Source organism: Streptomyces sp. NPDC002092 (assembly GCF_053593775.1).
Map to the genome: position 1 here is coordinate 125,615 of NZ_JBSFDG010000002.1, position 15,774 is coordinate 141,388.

Annotated in this window: 11 protein-coding genes; 5 read left to right on the top strand and 6 right to left on the bottom strand. The window is 71.5% G+C overall.

The genetic code is table 11. The annotated features are described in order from the left end of the window. Window positions 1–29 precede the first annotated feature (29 nt). The 4 genes from ACWCRD_RS04485 to ssd all read right to left on the bottom strand — a co-directional run bounded on the left by ACWCRD_RS04485 (window position 30) and on the right by ssd (window position 4,180). On the bottom strand, window positions 30–815 hold the full coding sequence (locus tag ACWCRD_RS04485; RefSeq protein WP_450964475.1) for a type II secretion system F family protein: 786 nt from the start codon (window positions 813–815) through the stop codon (window positions 30–32). Then, a complete protein-coding gene (locus ACWCRD_RS04490) occupies window positions 812–1,672 on the bottom strand; it encodes a type II secretion system F family protein (RefSeq protein ID WP_450964476.1) in 861 nt (286 codons plus the stop codon). Before ACWCRD_RS04490 ends, ACWCRD_RS04485 begins: the two co-directional genes overlap by 4 nt. Beyond that, on the bottom strand, window positions 1,665–2,852 hold the full coding sequence (locus tag ACWCRD_RS04495; RefSeq protein WP_450964477.1) for a TadA family conjugal transfer-associated ATPase: 1,188 nt from the start codon (window positions 2,850–2,852) through the stop codon (window positions 1,665–1,667). Before ACWCRD_RS04495 ends, ACWCRD_RS04490 begins: the two co-directional genes overlap by 8 nt. 224 nt (window positions 2,853–3,076) lie before the next feature. Continuing rightward, window positions 3,077–4,180, bottom strand: a complete 1,104-nt coding sequence (ssd, locus tag ACWCRD_RS04500; protein ID WP_344405929.1) for a septum site-determining protein Ssd — start codon at window positions 4,178–4,180, stop codon at window positions 3,077–3,079. 584 nt (window positions 4,181–4,764) lie between these two features. On the opposite strand from ssd, the gene ACWCRD_RS04505 reads away from it, so the two are divergent. Then, window positions 4,765–5,610, top strand: a complete 846-nt coding sequence (locus ACWCRD_RS04505; RefSeq protein WP_450964478.1) for an HAD family hydrolase — start codon at window positions 4,765–4,767, stop codon at window positions 5,608–5,610. Between the two features lie 380 nt (window positions 5,611–5,990). Here ACWCRD_RS04505 and ACWCRD_RS04510 read toward each other — a convergent pair whose 3' ends face one another. Then, window positions 5,991–6,815, bottom strand: coding sequence for an oxidoreductase (locus ACWCRD_RS04510; RefSeq protein ID WP_450964479.1), 825 nt, complete (start codon window positions 6,813–6,815; stop codon window positions 5,991–5,993). 101 nt (window positions 6,816–6,916) lie between these two features. Between ACWCRD_RS04510 and ACWCRD_RS04515 the strand changes: the two genes are divergently transcribed. Further along, entirely contained in the window at window positions 6,917–7,897 is a 981-nt protein-coding gene (locus ACWCRD_RS04515; RefSeq protein WP_450964480.1) for an ATP-binding protein, read from the top strand. Between the two features lie 3 nt (window positions 7,898–7,900). On the opposite strand, the gene ACWCRD_RS04520 is transcribed toward ACWCRD_RS04515, so the two are convergent. Further along, window positions 7,901–9,172 (bottom strand): hypothetical protein, encoded by a 1,272-nt coding sequence (locus ACWCRD_RS04520; RefSeq protein WP_450964481.1) that lies wholly within the window; start codon window positions 9,170–9,172, stop codon window positions 7,901–7,903. Window positions 9,173–9,508: 336 nt separating this feature from the next. On the opposite strand from ACWCRD_RS04520, the gene ACWCRD_RS04525 reads away from it, so the two are divergent. From ACWCRD_RS04525 to nhaA, 3 genes are all read left to right on the top strand, one after another. Continuing rightward, window positions 9,509–11,899 (top strand): SulP family inorganic anion transporter, encoded by a 2,391-nt coding sequence (locus tag ACWCRD_RS04525; RefSeq protein WP_450964482.1) that lies wholly within the window; start codon window positions 9,509–9,511, stop codon window positions 11,897–11,899. A 323-nt stretch (window positions 11,900–12,222) separates the two neighbouring features. Beyond that, complete coding sequence (gene acs, locus ACWCRD_RS04530) at window positions 12,223–14,181, top strand: acetate--CoA ligase (protein WP_450964483.1); 1,959 nt, start codon at window positions 12,223–12,225, stop codon at window positions 14,179–14,181. A 150-nt stretch (window positions 14,182–14,331) separates the two neighbouring features. Next, entirely contained in the window at window positions 14,332–15,768 is a 1,437-nt protein-coding gene (nhaA, locus tag ACWCRD_RS04535) for a Na+/H+ antiporter NhaA (protein ID WP_450964938.1), read from the top strand. Window positions 15,769–15,774 lie beyond the last annotated feature (6 nt).

Below are 15,774 nucleotides of genomic sequence, written 5' to 3' on the forward strand. Positions count from 1 at the left end.
CGGCGCCGTGCGCCGTCAGCCCCGTCCCGTCATCCACCACCCCCTCCCAGCACCCCGCCCGCGAGCCCGATCACCACGGGCACCACGCCGACCGTGATGAAGGCGGGCAGGAAGCACAGGCCCACCGGTGCGGTGACCATGACGGCCGCCCGCCGCGCGCGTGCCGTCGCGTTGCGCGACCGGTCGGCGCGGACGTCCGCCGCGAGCCGTGCGACCGGTGTGGCGGCGGGGAGTCCGGACACGTCGGCCCGTTCCAGCAGCCGGGCGAGGGCTCCTGCGCCCGGCAGCTCGGCCAGCCGCCGCCAGGCCTCGGCCGGTTCGCCGCCGAGCCGCACCTCGGCCGCACCTCGTGCCAGCGCGTCCCCGACGGGACCGCCCAGGGCTTCGCCCACGGCCTGTGCCGCGACCACGGGCCCGGCACCTGCGGCGATGCAGGCAGCCACCAGATCGGCCGAGAGCGGAAGTTGACGGGCCGCCTCCGCCGGGTCGTACGCTTCCGGGTCGCTCCCTGCCGCCTGCCGGCCACGCCACCGCCACAGCCCGCCCGCGACGGCCAGCCCCACCACGAGTCCGGTGGGGCCGCCGACCAGGACCCATCCGGCGCCCACCACACCCACCGCGGGCAGCCACCGCCGCGCCGCATCCCGTGCCTCGAAGCGCGGCCGGCTCTGCACCGCCTCGGCGGCCACCAGCCCGGCCAGCCGCCTGCGCACTCTCCGTTCACGCCGTACGGCCTCCAGCCGGCGCAGCAGCCACCCGAGGACGAGCAACATCCCCACGGCCGCCCCCAGCCTGTGGACAACTTCCGTGTTCACGCCGCCTCCGCCCGCCGCACGATCCGCATCGCCCAGCACATCCCGAGGCCCTCCAGCAGACCGCCGACCAGCAGACAGCCCAGCCCGGCCCCGGTGTGCAGCAGCACATGCAGGGGGTCGGCTCCGAGGGCCGTCCCCAGGGCGAGGCCCAGAGCGGGCAACCCCGCGAGCATCACCGCCGTGGACTTCGCCCCGGCCAACTGGGCGCGCAGATCCGCGCGTTGGTCCCGCTCGGCACGCAGCGCCCCCTCGAGCCGGTCGAGTCCGGCGGCGAGGCCCGCGCCCTGGTCCACGGCCACCCGCCAGCAGGCGGCGAGGCCCAGCAGTCCCTCGGCGCCCGGTTGCCGTGCCGCCCCCGCGAGCGCGTCCGGGACATCGCCGCCGAACCGCGCCGCCGCCAGCACCGCCGCCTGCGCGCTCCCGAGCCCGCCTGAGTCCCGCGCGGCACGCGGCAGCGCATCCCCCGGCTGCCGCCCGGCCCGCACCTCCCCGGCGAGCGCCCCGCACAGCGCGATCACCGCGTCCCCGCGGCGCTCCCGGGCCCGCCTGGCCTCCGCGGCCAGCCGCATGCGCCGCAGCAACGGCACCCCGGCCGCCCCCGCGACGACCGGCAGCACCGATGCACCCAGCAGCGCCAGCACCACCCCGACGGCCGCCGCCCACCACTCGGGCCGCAGCCGCCCGCGGATCCGCCGCAGCCCTCCGGCGACCTCCCGCCAGGGCGGCGGCCCGCTGCTCACCGCCCCGCCGCCCGCGAGCAACAGCTCCGCCCGCCGCGCCCCGGAGTGCCATCCGCCCCTCAGCAGCGCCGCCGCACCGACGCACAGCACTGCCGCCCCCATCGCCGTCTCACCCATGACGTCCCCCTTCCAAGGATTCGCCGGCCTCGCCGGACTCGCCGTGGAGCAACTCCCGCAGCCGCTCCCAGCCCTGCTCACGCACGAACGCCTTCTCCCCCCACCGCAGCGCCGGCACCGTCCGCACCAGCCCCGACGGATCCCGCTCCAAGACGTGCACCTCGGCGATCCGCCGCCGTCCGGTTCGGTCCCGCACCAGATGCAGGACCACCGACAGCGCCGCCGCCAACTGGCTGTGCAGCGCGGCCCGGTCGAGCCCGGCCGCCGTACCGAGCGCCTCGAGCCGGGCCGGTACACCGGCGGCGGCATTCGCGTGGACGGTGCCGCACCCGCCCTCGTGGCCGGTGTTCAACGCGGCCAGCAGATGCACCACTTCGGGCCCGCGCACCTCGCCCACCACCAGCCGGTCCGGCCGCATCCGCAGCGCCTGCCGCACCAGGTCCTGGAGCGTGACGAGGCCCGCGCCCTCCTGGTTGGCGGGTCTGGTCTCCAGCCGTACGACGTGCGGATGGTCCGGCCGCAGCTCCGCGGAGTCCTCGGCGAGCACGATCCGCTCGCCGCGTCCGACCAGGCCCAGCAGCGCGCTCAGCAGAGTCGTCTTGCCGCTGCCCGTTCCGCCGCTGACGAGGAATGACAGCCGTGCCTCGAGCAGTGCCCGCAGCACGCGGTCACCGCCGGGCGGTACCGTGCCCGCCGCGACCAGCTCGTCGAGCGTGAACGCCCGGGGCCGTACGACGCGCAGCGACAGACAGGTGCAGCCGACGGCCACCGGTGGGAGCACCGCATGCAGCCGCGTCCCGTCGGGCAGCCGGGCGTCGGCCCATGGCCGTGCGTCGTCGAGCCGCCGCCCGGCCACCGCGGCCAGGCGCTGCGCGAGACGTCGTACGGCGGCCGCGTCGGGGAAGGAGACCGATGTCAGCTCCAGTCCGCCGCCCCGGTCGACCCAGACCCGGTCCGGGGCGGACACCAGCACGTCGGTGACCGACGGATCGGCGAGCAGCGGTTCGAGTGGCCCGCTGCCGACGAGTTCGGACCGCAACTGCTCGGCCGCGCCGAGGACTTCGGCGTCCCCCAGGACCCGCCCCTGCTCCCGCAGCGCCTGCGCGACGCGGGCGGGTGTCGGCTCGGCCCCGCTCTCGACGAGCCACTGCCGTACGCCGTCCAGGAGACCGGAGGGCATCTCCGGAGCCACGGCCGCGGATGCCGGATCACCGCCCGGCCGCCATTGCCCCGCCGAGCCGGCGGGCCGCACATCACTCAGCCGCCCAACCACCCCCGGGGACAAACGCGGTCCAGCCCACGACGGCACCTGCGGCCTGTCGTCCGGCTGCCACACCGCTCTGGAGGCTCCCCTCGCCGAAGCGGCCCCGGAGCCGCCCGTCCCTTGGCCTCCGGCGTACGTGCTCATGCGCTCCCCGCCTCCGTCAGTGCCCGCTCCCAGAACTGCTTGCAGAAGCGCGCCAGGGGTCCGCGGCCGTCCGCGGCGGGCGGGGTCCTGCCCTCCCCGGGGCGCAGCAGCCCCGATTCCACGGGCAGCTCGCCGGCCAGGGGCAGTCCGAGCAGCCGGGCCACCTCGCGGTCGTCCAGCCCGGGCGCGTACGGCCCTCGTACCGCGACCCGCAGATCGCGCAGGACCATGCCGACGGCGGACGCCACCCGTCCGGCCGCAGCGACGGCGCGCAGTTCGCCGGGGGCGACCAGCAGGCCGAGATCGAGCTGGGCGAGCGCCTCGGCGACCCCGTCGTCGATGCGGCGCGGCAGATCGACGACGACGGTGCCGCCCCGACGTCTGGCCGCGGCCAGCACCGCCCGTACGGCCTGGGCCGGGACGGCGATGCGGTCGCCGCGGTCCCAGCTGAGCACCCGCAGCGAGTGGAGCTGCGGCAGCGACTCCTCCAGGGCGCCGCCGCCCACCCGGCCGCGGGAGGCGGCGAAGGCGGGCCAGCGCAGTCCCTCGGCGCTCTCGCCGCCGAGCAGTACGTCGAGTCCGCCGCCGAGCGGATCGGCGTCCACGAGCAGGGTGCGCAGCCCCTCGCGTGCGGAGGTGACGGCGAGGGCGCACGCGAGCGTGGACGCCCCGGCCCCGCCTCGGCCTCCGATGACGCCGACCGTGAGGGCGGGCCGGCCCACGCCCTCGGCCACATCGGCGATGCGGTCGACCAGCCACTGTTCGCCGTCCGGCAGCACCAGCACGTGGTCGGCGCCGATCTCGACGGCCCGGCGCCAGACCCCGGAGTCGTCCTGGTCGCGGCCGACCAGCACCACTCCTCGTCTGCGGGCGGCCCCGCGCACCCGCCGCGCGGCGTCGTCGCCGACCAGGACGAGCGGTGCTGCCTCCCAGCCGCCCGCGCGCTCCGGCACCGAGTGGTGGACCTCGGGTGTCGCTCCTGCCGCGGCGCACAGGCGCAGCAGGTCGTCGAGGAGTTCCACGTCCTCCGTGACGATCAATGGTCCTGCCTGCCGCCCCGAGGCGGCGGGCGGCGGTTCATGTGTGACGGCTCCGGCCACGGTCTGAGTCCCCCTTCGCTGCATCTCTCGCGCGGCCCCTGCGGCCCCGCGATTCCCAAACGTGTGAAGAACCGGCAACCGGTCTCCATATGAGCGGCCGATACGAACCGGCCGAACCCGCCCGACAAACCGGAACCGGTCTTGAACCCGGCGCGAGCGGGACGCGTTTGAATCACGGTGCAGCGATCCCGGAAATCCTGCGGATCATGGTCGATAACTGTGGACAACTCGGTGGTTGTGAATAACGCCATCACCCATACCGGTGACCCCTGTGCCCATCCATGCACGCCTTCCTCAGCGCAGCCCGGCGGCTACACACGGTGACGGATCATGGGCATGCGGAAGACGCGGCCGCGGCCGCGTCATGACGGCCGTACAGCCGCGCCAGGAAGTGAAAGAGAGCCGGAAAACCCGCCCGGACATGCGACGACCCCCACCGGGGGGGAGAGTGGGGGTCGTCTCCACGGCCGACTCGGGGGGGGGGAGGAGCCGGACCGGGTTAGCACGGTCGCGAACGATCCGTGACTTCCATGGTGTACCCGAGACCCTTCTCAGGCAAACCCACGCGCCCCACCTTACGCCGAATGGGCTGCGCCTATGCTCGGGGCGTGGAAAACCACTCCTTGCCCCGCACAGCGGCCTTCTTTGACCTGGACAAGACGGTCATTGCGAAGTCGAGCACGCTCACCTTCAGCAAGTCCTTCTACCAAGGCGGGCTGATCAACCGCAGGGCCGCCTTGCGTACCGCATATGCCCAGTTCGTCTTCCTCGTCGGCGGCATGGACCACCACCAGATGGAGCGGACGCGCGAGTACCTGTCCTCGCTCGTCCGCGGCTGGAACGTCCAGCAGGTCAAGGAGATCGTCGCCGAGACCCTGCACGACCTGATCGACCCGATCATCTACGACGAGGCCGCCTCCCTCATCGAGGAGCACCACACCGCCGGCCGCGACGTCGTCATCGTGTCGACCTCGGGTGCGGAGGTGGTGGAGCCGATCGGCGAGCTGCTCGGCGCGGACCGCGTGGTGGCGACACGCATGGTCGTGGGCGAGGACGGCTGCTACACCGGCGAGGTGGAGTACTACGCGTACGGCCCGACGAAGGCCGAGGCGATCAAGGAACTGGCCCGGTCCGAGGGGTACGACCTCGACCGCTGCTACGCCTACAGCGACTCGGCGACCGACCTGCCGATGCTGCGGGAGGTCGGCCTTCCGCATGCCGTGAACCCGGATCGCGCGCTGCGCCGCGAGGCACTCGCGCGCGGGTGGCCGATTCTCGATTTCCACCGGCCGGTGAGGCTCAAGCAGCGGATCCCCGCATTCTCCGTACCGCCCCGTCCGGCCCTCGTGGCGGCCGCGGCGATAGGCGCCGCGGCGGCCACCGCGGGTCTTGTCTGGTACGCCAGTCGGCGGCGGGCGGCGATCGTCTGACCTGTCGGTTCACCGGGACCAAGTCCCCGTTCGAGATCCCGGCGCCCGTTTATGGCCTATTTGAGACCAAAAGTAAAGAAGTGCAGCCGGGGGTTCCACTTGCTTCGGACCTGGAGTACAAAGGGGTTAACGGCCCGCGAGACCAAGGACATCCGAAAGGATCACCTTAATAACGCATTTGGCCCCACGGACCGAAGCATGAACACCGGGCACCCACGCGACGTCGACCCGTCGATTACGGGCCAGCCACACCAGGTGACGGGCAAAGTTCCCGGCCTGATGGGCAACATATCGAGGACGCTTGGTAACTCGGTGAGCATGCCAGCGGCGGTACGAATCCTCGTACCGCCGCAACCCTTTTCCGGACCCTGCTGGGGTCCCTACGCCGCCCCGCGTTGCAGCGCCTCGCACACGGCCGTCGACTCGCGCGCACCCAGCTCGACCGCCCTGCCGCAGTGGGCGATCCAGGCGGCCATGCCGTCCGGCGTGCCGGAGACGTACCCCTCGAGCGCCGCCAGGTAGGCCGCGCGCCCCAGCTCGGCGTGGCCCACCTCGGCCGGGCAGACGGACTTCGGGTCGAGGCCGCTGCCCACCAGGACGATGCGCTCGGCGGTGCGTGCGACCAGGCCGTTGTGGGACGCGAAGGGGCGCAGTGCGAGGAGTTCGCCGTGGACGACTGCGGCCGTCACCAGGGCGGGCGCGGAGCTGCCGGTGATGATCAGCTCCGCGAGGCCCTCGAGCCGGCCGTGCACCTCGTCCGCGCCCGGCAACGGCAGCTCGATCAGCGGCTCGTCGACCGGCTCGCCCGCCAGCCGCGGCCGTCCGACTTCCTCCCCGTTGGTGGCGGCGGCCACCAGGTGCAGCCGGGCGAGCACCCGCAGGGGCGACTGGCGCCAGACGGACAGCAGTTGGCCCGCCTCCGCGGTCAGCCTGAGGGCCGCGCCCATCACGCGCGCGTCGTCGTCACCGCTGAAGTCGGTGCGCCGCCGCACCTCCTCCAGGGCCCAGTCGGCGCCGGACAGCGCGGCAGAACCGCGGGCACCGCGCAGCGCCGCCTCGGAGGTGATCTCGTTGCTGCGGCGCCGCATGACCCGGTGCCCGTAGACCCGGTCCACGGCCTTGCGCACGGATTCCACGGACTCGGCCACCCCGGGCAGCGAGCCCAGGGCCGCGAGCGGATCGGCGTTCGCGCCTGTCGTACTCATGAGTACGACACTAGCCACCCCCGGGGCGCACCCCACGATTGAGTGGTCTTCCTCACGCCCGTCTGCCACACACAGCTATCGCCCGACTACCCTTCGTGAACATGAAAATTGCTTTCGTCGGGAAGGGCGGCAGCGGCAAGACGACCCTGTCCTCCCTGTTCATCCGTCATCTCGCGGCCACCGGAGCGCCCGTCCTCGCCGTGGACGCGGACATCAACCAGCACCTGGGCGCCGCGCTGGGCCTCGACGAGGCGGAGGCCGCCGCGCTGCCGGCGATGGGCGAGAGGCTGCCGCTGATCAAGGACCATCTGCGCGGCTGCAACCCCCGTATCACCTCCGCCGAGACGATGATCAAGACCACCCCGCCCGGCGAGGGTTCGCGGCTGCTGCGGGTGTGCGAGGACAACCCGGTCTACGAGGCCTGTGCCCGGCAGGTGGAACTCGACGGCAACGCCGTCCGTTTGATGGTCACCGGCCCCTTCACCGACGCCGACCTGGGGGTCGCCTGCTACCACTCCAAGACGGGAGCGGTGGAGCTGTGCCTGAACCACCTGGTGGACGGGCCCGGCGAGTACGTCGTGGTGGACATGACGGCGGGCTCGGACTCCTTCGCCTCCGGCATGTTCACCCGCTTCGACATCACTTTCCTCGTCGCCGAGCCGACCCGGAAGGGGGTCTCCGTCTATCGCCAGTACAAGGAGTACGCCCGTGACTACGGTGTCGTCCTGAAGGTCGTCGGCAACAAGGTGCAGGGGCCGGACGACCTCGACTTCCTCCGCGCCGAGGTCGGGGACGACCTGCTGATGACGGTCGGGCACTCGGACTGGGTGCGCGCCATGGAGAGGGGGCGGCCGCTCAGGTTCGAGTTCCTGGAGGGCGCCAACCGGCGTGCCCTGCACGCCCTCCAGCTCGCCACGGACGCGACGTACGAGCTGCGCGACTGGGAGCGCTACACGCGGCAGATGGTGCACTTCCACCTGAAGAACGCGGCCTCGTGGGGCGATGCCCGCACCGGGGCCGACCTGGCCGCGCAGATCGACCCCGGGTTCGTGCTCGGTGAGGGTGTCGCCGCCTCCGCCTGACGGCTACCGCCTCACGGCCGGTGCCCCGGGTGCGCCCTTCGGGGCCGGAGCCGGGTGGCCCGACAGGAAGGCCGCCCAGCCCTGCTTGGGCGCCTGGCCGACCTTGAGAGTGCGCAGTTTCGCCAGGATCCGCGGGTCCTGGGCGTCCAGCCAGTCGGCCAGCTGATGGAAGGACACACAGCGCACGTCGGGCTTGTTGCAGACCGTCTCGACGACCTCGTCGACGGCCCGCATGTAGGTGCCGCCGTTCCAGGACTCGAAGTGGTTGCCGATGACCAGGGGCGCACGGTTGCCCTCGTAGGCGCGGCGGAAGCCCTTGAGCAGGCCGTCGCGCATCTGGTCGCCCCAGTGGTCGAACATGTCGGGGTCGCCCTGGGTCTGCGTGCCGGACTGGTTGACCATGAAGTTGTAGTCCATGGTGAGCTGCTCATAGGAGTGCCCCGGGAAGGGCACGAGCTGCATCGACAGGTCCCACAGCCCTTCCCTCTTCTTCGGCCAGACCTGCTCGTTGACCCCGCTGGTGTCGTAGCGGAAGCCCAGCTTGCTCGCGGCCTTCATGAAGTTCTTCTGGCCCTCCAGACAGGGTGTGCGCGCACCGATGAGCTCCTTGTCGTAGTCGAAGGGCAGGGGGGCCGCCTTCTCCATGCCGGAGTTGGTCTTCCAGCTCTTCACGAACTTCTTGGCCTGTGCGATCTCGCTCATCCACTGCGCGACCGACCACTCGCCGACCCCGCCGTTCTTCCCGCAGAAGTGGCCGTTGAAGTGGGTGCCGATCTCGTTGCCCTCCAGCCACGCCAGACGCAGCTGCTTCACGGTGTCGGCGATGCCCTGCTCGTCGTTGAAGCCGATGTCCGAGCTGCCCACCGAGTGCTCCGGGGGCTTGTAGAGGTCGCGTTTGTCCTCCGGCAGCATGTACACGCCGCTGAGGAAGTACGTCATGGTCGCGTGGTTGGCCTTGGAGAGCTTGCGGAAGTGGGAGAACAGCTTCTGGCTGTCCTCGCCGGCGCCGTCCCAGGAGAAGACGACGAACTGCGGGGGCTTCTGGCCGGGCCGCAGACGCTCGGGTCTTGGCAGATGCGGCTGGGCGCCGGTGTACGCGGTGGAGCCGTCGCCGATCAGGCGGACCGCGCTCCCGTGCACATGGACCGGACGGACCTTCTGCGGACCGAGAGCACCTGTCTTGGAACCGTTGGAGCCGATCGCACAGCCGGCGACCCACGCGACACAGGACGCGGTGATCACGACGCCCACGGCGATCCTCTGGGTGGCGGTCATGTTCCGCTCACCTTCTTCCTTCTCTCAGGCCAACGCCGGTGAGGGCGTTTTCTGGTGGTTTGCCGGGGCAACCCGACAGCGCCGCCAAGGTCGCACGGGGCCGAGAAGGAATTAGTACGACAAGCCGATGAAATGACCGCTTCACTCATTGGAGTGAGCGATTACCCCATTTGCCAGGAAAGTCTATGCCTGGCCTTTACTCTGAATTACGATCCATTTACCGAGCGTTGATTCATCCCGCCGCTGCACGCCGTGACCCACGGCCGCGTCCCGACCCCCGCCCATCGGCGGGGACGACCTGATCCGCGACCGCGCTGCCCGGAGGAGACGGGAAACATGTCAGCCTGCGCCCCCATCCGCGCCACCGACCCGAGTCGGCCCCAGTCCGACCACCAGGCCCACAGCCCGCCACCGGGCCCGCGCCGCCGCTTCCGCATCGCGGGTGCCGACGTGTCCGCCGCGGTCGCGGTCTTCCTGATCGCCCTCCCGCTGTCGCTGGGCATCGCCCTCGCCACCGGCGCCCCGCTCCAGGCCGGCCTGGTGGCCGCCGGGGTCGGCGGGCTCGTCGCCGGCCGGATCGGCGGCTGTCCGCTGCAGGTCAGCGGCCCCGCCGCGGGACTCACGGTGGTCACCGCCGACCTCATCCACCGCTACGGCTGGCGTACCACCTGCGCCGTCACGGTCCTCGCCGGCCTCGCCCAACTGGGCCTCGGCTGCCTGCGCGTGGCCCGCACCGCGCTCGCCGTCAGCCCCGCCATCGTGCACGGCATGCTCGCCGGAATCGGCGTCACCATCGCCGTCGCCCAGCTGCACATCGTCCTCGGCGGCACCCCGCAGAGCTCCGTCCTCGCCAACCTCCGGGCACTGCCCGCCCAGTTGGCGAACCTGCACCCCGCCGCCGTGGCCGTCAGCGTGCTGACCCTGACCCTGCTGCTGCTCTGGCCGCGGATCCCCGGCCGGGCGGGGCGCCTGCTGCGCAGGATCCCGGCCGCGCTCGTCGCCGTGGCCGGCGCCACCGCGGCCGCCTCGCTCTCGGGGATCGGCGTGCCCAAGGTCGACCTGCCGTCCTGGAGCAGCCACGCCCTGGCCGGTCTTCCCGAGGGGCCTGCGCTCGGCCTGACCACGGCCGTGCTGACCACCACACTGGTGTGCAGCGTGCAGTCCCTGCTCGGCGCGGTCGCCGTGGACAAGCTGGTGGCCGCAAGACCAGGGCTGACCGCCCGCGTCAAACGCGCCGACCTCGACCGCGAACTGCTCGGCCAGGGAGCCGCCAACATCGTCTCCGGCGCGCTCGGCGGACTGCCGGTCGCCGGTGTGGCCGTGAGAAGTTCGGCGAATGTGAACGCGGGCGCGGTGAGCCGGAACTCCACGATGCTGCACGGCGTTCTCGTAGTGATCGCCGCGCTGCTGATGGTCCCGCTCCTGGAGCTCATCCCGCTCGCCTCGCTCGCCGCCCTGGTGATGGCCGTCGGCATCCAGATGGTGTCCCTGCACCACATCCGCACGGTGACCCGCCACCGAGAAGTGCTGGTGTACGCCGTCACCACACTCGGCGTGGTGTTCCTCGGCGTCCTGACAGGCGTGCTGCTCGGGATCGCCGTGGCCGTCGCCGTCGCCATGCAACGCCTCGCCCGCACCCGCATCACGCACGAGGAGAAGGAAGGAGTCCATCACGTACATGTCCGAGGGCAGTTGACGTTCCTCGCGGTGCCACGGCTCAGCCGGGCCCTGCATCTCGTACCCCAAGGCGCCCGAGCCGTCGTGGAGTTGGACGGGTCGTTCATGGACCACGCGGCGTACGAGTCACTGCAGGACTGGCAGAACACGCACACCGCACAGGGCGGCTCGGCCGAGGTGACCGGCCGCCGGACCGGAACCCGAACCCTCGCCGAACCCGCCCCGTTCCACGAGGAGCACGGCGAGTCCTCCGTCGACTGCCGCTGCCGTCCCTGGACGCCGTGGCGCAACCACCGGTGCGAGCGCCCGCAGTCCGCGCCGGACGCCGATCACCCCGGCGGGCCGACCGGTCCGGGTGTGCCCCATGGCCCCGCCGGCCGGAGCGGACACCAACTGGCGCGCGGCATCAGCGCGTTCCAGCGAAACACCGCACCGCTCGTGCGCAGTGAGCTGGCCCGGCTTGCCCGGGAGGGGCAGCGACCGTCCCAGCTCTTCCTCACCTGCGCCGACTCGCGGCTCGTCACGTCGATGATCACCTCCAGTGGTCCGGGCGACCTGTTCGTGGTGCGCAATGTGGGCAACCTCGTCCCCCTCCCCGGGGACGAGAGCGGTGACGACTCGGTGGCGGCCGCGATCGAGTACGCGGTGGACGTGCTGCAGGTGCGGTCCATCACGGTGTGCGGGCACTCCGGGTGCGGGGCCATGCAGGCGCTGCTCGACGCCGAGCCCGGCGGCGCCCGGACGCCGCTGAAGCGGTGGCTGCGGCACGGGCTGCCGAGCCTGGAGTGCATGGCCGACAAGAGCCGGCCGTGGGCCCGGCTCGCGGACCGGGCACCGGCCGACGCGGTCGAGCAGCTCTGCCTGACCAATGTGGTCCAGCAGTTGGAGCATCTGCGCGCCCACGAGTCGGTGTCCCGGGCCCTGCGGGACGGCGCGTTGGAGCTGCACGGGATGTACTTCCACGTGGGTGAGGCACAGGCGTATCTGCTCACCGAGGCGGACGAGGCCAAGGTGTTCGATCATGCGGAGGCGGCAGACCGGTCCGCCTGACCGGCACCGGTCCGCCACGGGTGTGCGGCTCGGCTCGGTGCGGGTCCGCACCCGTGGTGTGTCCGGCGGCCGGACTGTCCCGACACGCCCGGGCCAGGAAAGACGTGACCGTCTCCGTGCGGCACGGGTGCACTGGGACGTGAGAGTCGTGACACATGCTGAACTCGGCCCCGTCGGCGTCCGTGGGTACGGATGACTCCGGATGCCTCAGCACACCCATCCACAGGTCTAAACCAATTCCACGTCGGCCCTTGTCATCGGCACCCCGGGTCTGATGAGCTGTGGCCTGGGACACAACGGACACCCTGGGAAAGGGAGATGTCGTGAGCAACGAAAGCCTGGCCAACCTCTTGAAGGAGGAGCGACGCTTCGCGCCGCCGGCTGACCTGGCCGCCAACGCCAACGTCACGGCAGAGGCGTACGAACAGGCCAAGGCTGACAGGCTCGGCTTCTGGGCCGAGCAGGCCCGGCGGCTGACCTGGGCCAAGGAACCGACAGAGACGCTGGACTGGTCGAACCCGCCGTTCGCCAAGTGGTTCAAGGACGGCGAGCTCAACGTCGCGTACAACTGCGTGGACCGGCATGTCGAGGCGGGGAACGGCGACCGCGTCGCCATCCACTTCGAGGGCGAGCCCGGTGACAGCCGTGCCCTCACCTATGCCGAGCTCAAGGACGAGGTGAGCAAGGCCGCCAACGCGCTGCTGGAGCTGGGCGTTCAGGCGGGTGACCGGGTCGCCGTCTACATGCCGATGATCCCGGAGACGGCGATCGCGATGCTGGCGTGCGCGCGGATCGGTGCCGCGCACTCCGTCGTCTTCGGCGGCTTCTCGGCCGACGCGCTCGCCACCCGTATCCAGGACGCCGACGCCAAGGTCGTCATCACCTCCGACGGCGGCTACCGGCGCGGCAAGCCGTCCGCGCTCAAGCCGGCCGTCGACGAGGCGATCGGCAAGGTGGACAACGTCGAGCACGTGCTCGTGGTCCGCCGTACCGGCCAGGAAGTCGCCTGGACCGAAGGCCGCGACGTGTGGTGGCACGAGATCGTCGAGCGGCAGTCGGCCGAGCACACGCCGGAGGCGTTCGACGCCGAGCACCCGCTGTTCATCCTGTACACGTCCGGTACGACGGGTAAGCCGAAGGGCATCCTGCACACCTCCGGCGGCTACCTCACCCAGACCGCGTACACCCACCACGCCGTCTTCGACCTCAAGCCGGAGACCGACGTCTACTGGTGCACGGCCGACGTCGGCTGGGTCACCGGGCACTCGTACATCGTCTACGGTCCGCTGGCCAACGGCGCGACGCAGGTCATGTACGAGGGCACGCCGGACACCCCGCACCAGGGCCGCTTCTGGGAGATCATCCAGAAGTACGGGGTGACGATCCTGTACACGGCGCCGACGGCGATCCGTACGTTCATGAAGTGGGGCGACGACATCCCCGCGAAGTTCGACCTGTCCTCCCTGCGGGTGCTGGGGTCGGTCGGTGAGCCGATCAACCCCGAGGCCTGGATCTGGTACCGGAAGAACATCGGCTCCGACCGGACGCCGATCGTGGACACCTGGTGGCAGACCGAGACCGGCGCGATGATGATCTCGCCGCTGCCCGGTGTCACCGCCACCAAGCCGGGCTCCGCGCAGACACCGCTGCCCGGTATCTCCGCCACCGTCGTGGACGACGAGGCGAACGAGGTCCCGAACGGCGGTGGCGGCTACCTGGTCCTCACCGAGCCGTGGCCGTCGATGCTGCGCACCATCTGGGGCGACGACCAGCGCTTCCTCGACACCTACTGGTCCCGCTTCGAGGGCAAGTACTTCGCCGGTGACGGCGCGAAGAAGGACGACGACGGCGACATCTGGCTGCTGGGCCGCGTGGACGACGTCATGCTCGTCTCCGGGCACAACATCTCCACCACCGAGGTGGAGTCCGCGCTCGTCTCGCACCCGTCGGTCGCCGAGGCGGCCGTCGTCGGCGCGGCGGACGAGACGACGGGCCAGGCGATCGTCGCCTTCGTGATCCTGCGTGGCACGGCGAACGCCGAGGACGAGGGCCTCGTCGCCGGTCTGCGCAACCACGTCGGCGCCACCCTCGGCCCGATCGCCAAGCCGAAGCGGATCCTGCCGGTGGCGGAGCTGCCGAAGACCCGCTCCGGCAAGATCATGCGGCGCCTGCTGCGGGACGTCGCGGAGAACCGCCAGCTCGGTGATGTGACGACGCTGACGGACTCGACGGTCATGGACCTCATCCAGGCGAAGCTCCCGGCGGCGCCCAGCGAGGACTGAGGTTTCCCCAGCTCACAGGGGCGCCCGGCGCGAGAACGCGCCGGGCGCCCCTTTTAGGTAAACTAAGCAAAACTGCGTGACCCTCAAGGTGTGCCGGGAAGTCTGGTCGGCAAGCAGCACTTCCCTGCCCACCGACCGGAGGTCTCCCCCGTGACCGCGCCCCGCACCACCGCCCCCCGCAAGGTCCTCGGACGTCTGTCCCTGCCCGAGCGGACCTTCGTCGCGGACGCGCTGCGCACCGAGACCGTCGGCGGCGTACTGCTGCTCATAGCCGCGATCACGGCGCTGATCTGGGCGAACATCCCCGCGCTGCACGACAGTTACGAGAGCGTCAGCCACTTCCACTTCGGCCCCGCGGCCCTCGGCCTGCATCTGTCGGTCGCGCACTGGGCCGCTGACGGGCTTCTCGCGGTGTTCTTCTTCGTCGCCGGCATCGAGCTCAAGCGCGAGTTGGTCGCCGGTGATCTCCGCGACCCCAGGGCGGCCGCGCTGCCGGTCGTCGCGGCCCTGTGCGGGATGGCCGTACCGGCGCTCGTCTACACCCTCACCAACCTGAGCGGCGGCGGCTCGCTCCAGGGCTGGGCGGTGCCCACCGCAACCGACATCGCGTTCGCGCTGGCGGTGCTCGCCGTCATCGGTACGTCGCTGCCGAGCGCCCTGCGCGCCTTCCTGCTCACCCTCGCGGTCGTGGACGACCTCTTCGCGATCCTGATCATCGCGGTCTTCTTCACGAGCACCATCGACTTCGCCGCGCTGGGCGGCGCCGTGGTGGGCCTCGCCGTCTTCTGGCTACTGCTGAAGAAGGGTGTGCGCGGGTGGTACGTGTATGTCCCGCTCGCGCTCGTCATCTGGGCGCTGATGTACAACAGCGGCGTCCACGCGACGATCGCGGGCGTGGCGATGGGCCTGATGCTGCGCTGCCACCGCCACGAGGGCGAGGCGCACTCGCCGGGCGAGCACATCGAGCATCTCGTACGGCCGCTGTCGGCCGGCCTCGCCGTCCCGCTCTTCGCCCTGTTCAGCGCGGGTGTCGCCATCTCGGGCGGTGCGCTCGGCGACGTGTTCACCAGGCCGGAGACGCTGGGTGTCGTCCTCGGGCTCGTCGTCGGCAAGGCCCTCGGGATCTTCGGCGGTACCTGGCTGACGGCCCGTTTCACCCGGGCCTCGCTCAGCGAGGACCTCGCCTGGGCCGATGTGTTCGCGGTGGCGACGCTGGCCGGCATCGGCTTCACCGTGTCGCTGCTGATCGGCGAACTCGCCTTCGACGGGGACGCCGTACTGACGGACGAGGTCAAGGCCGCCGTGCTGACGGGCTCCCTCATCGCGGCAGGACTGGCGACGGTGCTGCTGAAGATACGGAACACCAAGTACCGCAAGCTGTGCGAGGCCGAGGAGCGCGACGAGGACCTCGACGGCATCCCGGACATCTACGAGGAGGACGACCCGGCGTACCACCTGCGGATGGCCGCGATCTACGAGAACAAGGCCGCCGAGCACCGCCGGACCGCCGAACGGAAGGCCGCCGAACGACGCGCGCTTGCCGAAGTGCCGGGCAGGGCAGGCGACGATGACGACCGTCCGGCATGATCTGAC